Below are 2,877 nucleotides of genomic sequence, written 5' to 3'. Positions count from 1 at the left end.
CCAACGCGATACAGATGCAGAGCGAATCCGAAATTGCTTCGCTGTTTTTCGGATACTCAACCCTTCTTCTTCCATCGTAAATATCACTTTACGTTTAAAATCTATTGAATAGCTCATATAAATAATGTCATCAAAATTAAGTCGTTTAGCTATAACTGGCTCTATTATAGTTTGTTGGGCGCGACTATTTCTTACCAACTTGGTGACCAATTAGACCACTAATAGCAGCACCACCTACCGTACCTAATCCACTACCTTCAGTCAGAATAGCACCACCTACTGCCCCTATGCCAGCACCGATAGCGGTATTTTTGTCGCGTTTTGATATATTAGAGCAGGCTGTAATAGATATGAAGGAAATGACAGATATTAACATCAGTAATGTGTGTTTTTTGAACTCTTCATTCTTCTATCCTATTGATATAATTAATTAAATTCAAATTAACCTAGACAGCAACTTTTTTTAATCAGATTTTTCGGCAAGCTAAATGAAATTGCAAAAATAATAAAGCCGCTATTCTGTCGAGATAGCTTATATCAGTAAGCTATCTGTGAAATGTCCTTAGGATACCAATCGTGCAATAATATTGCGGGTTTCCATGCGAACTTCTTCAAGTTGAACATTAATCACATCGTTAAGTTTATAAACAGCAACACCTTTAATAATTATAGCGCCTGCTTCTTGACTACACTGTATTCCTTCTCGCACAAAATGGATAAAAGGTCCCGGAATAAAGGCATTGGCGCCATTGTCGGTTAAACGGATCCGGAGCCCACCTCGCGTAATGTCGGTTATTTCGGCAGCAAAAATAGTGTTAGTTTTGGCGAAAGGTTTTAGATAACGCGCATATAACCAGTCACCGACATCGCGTTCAGCTAAACGATTAGCGCGCTTGCGATCAGTAATTTTTGCTATCAAAGTTTCAGAAGGTTTTGTGATATTATGCTGCTCATTATTGATTATGGCTTTTAAAAAGCGGTGATTGATGATATCTGTATACTTGCGGATAGGGGATGTCCAGGTTGCATAGGCATCAAATCCCAAACCATAATGGGGAGCTGGCGTAGTTTTAATTTCAGAAAAAGCTTGAAAACGGCGTATTTGATTATCTATAAATTGAGTGGGTTGGCCATCTAATAAACGCCGTAAACGACAAAATCCTTCAAGTGTTAAAAGTGTTTGGGCATTTTGTTCGATATCATGTTCTTGCAAAATGGCAACAACGTTATCAATTTGACTGGGTTCAAAGCCATTATGAACATTAAAAATACCGGCTGCTAATTTATCTTTTAATACTTTTGTTGCACAAAGATTGGCTGCAATCATCGCTTCTTCGACGATACGATTAGCAATCCGCCGTTTTTCTGTCAATATATTCGTGACATTACCATTCTCATCAAGTACAAAGCGATAATCAGGACGCTCTTTAAATACTAATGCATGAGTTAGGCGCCAGGCGGCCCGTTTTTCGCACATTTCATTGAGCAATAAAATTTGCTGTTTGATGATTTCATTTTCTGGTTGCCATTTATCTTGTTGCTGTTCTAGCCAGTCAGAGACATCATCGTATACCAATTTATTTTTTGACTCGACCCATGCCAGGCAAAATTGAATATTATCAGCCAATTGTCCATCTTGTTTAATATCAAATTGACAGAGTAGTGCAGGGCGGCGCTCATTAGGACGCAGAGAACACAAATTATCTGATAATTCACGTGGCAACATCGGAATATTGAAGCCTGGTAGATAATTGGTATAGCAATGTTGTTCAGCAATGGTATCTAGCTTACTATTTACGGGGATATAACTGGTAGGATCGGCAATAGCAACAAATAGACGCAATTGATCATCGCCAATACGCTCTATATAAAGCGCATCATCCATATCTTTGGTACTGGCACTGTCAATGGTAATAAAGTTGAGGTGAGTAAGATCAAGGCGTTCTGCTGTCTGCTCCTCAATGGTACAATTTTGCATTTCCGGCGCTTCGCGCTCTAATTGATGCCGACTCAATGTTACCCACCAAGGGGCAAAATGGTCATCGCCATGGGTAATATATTGGATTATTTCTGCTTGAAATCCGCCTTGATTTTTTAATGGATGACGACGGATTTCTGCTATAACCCAATCATCTTGCATCAAATCATTAGCTAGATGTTGCGCGGGACGATAAAAAATATTTTCTTTTAATACTGGGTGATCGGGTTTCACATAAAGCCGATTATCATTATTTCTTTTTTGAATACGTCCTACAAATCGGGTAAGAAAGGGCTCAATTAATTGTTCTGTTTCAATAATTTCACGATCTTTATTTGTGTGAATGGTGGCGATAATTCGATCACCATGCATTACTTTTTTCATTTGTCGTGGTGGAATGAAATAAGTTTTCGTTCCATCGACCTCAAGAAAACCAAAACCTTTTTCAGTACTTTTGACAATCCCTTCAACACGACGCGTTTGGGCATGTAATTGCTGTTTTAGCTGCGCTATAGCAGCGGGTTATCTTGAAACATACTATCCGTATTTGCGTCGTTAAATTAAAATTTACCCACATTTTGCTCAAGTTGAGTACTATGGGTAAGCAGAATAATAATATTTGTCACTTCAATAAATGGCATATAGCTAAGCGATTTAATTTTGATTACACCACATTCAGTGCGAACAAAATATCCCTGTCGCATCCGAGCGCTCTTTTTTTTGCATTTAGCTTATGCCCATTTATGTTCAATTGGATTAAGATCTGGCGAATAGGTAGGCAAAGATTCCACCATATGCCCCGCATCGATGATGACTTGTTGAATACTCTGTTTCTTGTGAAAAGTTGCATTATCCATCATGATTACACTGTTTTTAGGAAGTACTGGGATAAGGACTTG

The 2,877-nt window shown here is 38.4% G+C and carries 3 protein-coding genes and 1 pseudogene; all 4 read right to left on the bottom strand.

Annotation, left to right across the window (positions count from 1 at the left end; all coding sequences use genetic code 11):
- Positions 1 to 184 precede the first annotated feature (184 nt).
- Positions 185 to 376: an osmotically-inducible lipoprotein OsmB gene (locus ARSQ2_RS08010; RefSeq protein ID WP_181994970.1), complete on the bottom strand. Its 192-nt coding sequence runs from the start codon at positions 374 to 376 to the stop codon at positions 185 to 187.
- Positions 377 to 562: 186 nt separating this feature from the next.
- Positions 563 to 2,514 (bottom strand): annotated as a pseudogene (locus tag ARSQ2_RS08005) (exoribonuclease II).
- Between the two features lie 24 nt (positions 2,515 to 2,538).
- Complete coding sequence (locus ARSQ2_RS08000) at positions 2,539 to 2,682, bottom strand: hypothetical protein (protein ID WP_181994969.1); 144 nt, start codon at positions 2,680 to 2,682, stop codon at positions 2,539 to 2,541.
- A gap of 27 nt (positions 2,683 to 2,709) precedes the next feature.
- Entirely contained in the window at positions 2,710 to 2,868 is a 159-nt protein-coding gene (locus ARSQ2_RS14880) for a transposase (RefSeq protein WP_420837756.1), read from the bottom strand.
- Between the last annotated feature and the right edge of the window lie 9 nt (positions 2,869 to 2,877).

Source organism: Arsenophonus endosymbiont of Bemisia tabaci Q2, from assembly GCF_902713415.1.
GTDB lineage: Bacteria > Pseudomonadota > Gammaproteobacteria > Enterobacterales > Enterobacteriaceae > Arsenophonus.
The sequence above is the reverse complement of the archived record's forward strand: the minus strand, read 5'-3'. Positions and strand labels throughout refer to the sequence as shown.

Excerpts from the sequence above, each read along its gene's own strand:
- ARSQ2_RS08010 (WP_181994970.1), bottom strand. The coding sequence starts at position 376 with ATGTTAATATCTGTCATTTCCTTCATATCTATTACAGCCTGCTCTAAT.
- ARSQ2_RS08000 (WP_181994969.1), bottom strand. The coding sequence starts at position 2,682 with ATGCGACAGGGATATTTTGTTCGCACTGAATGTGGTGTAATCAAAATT.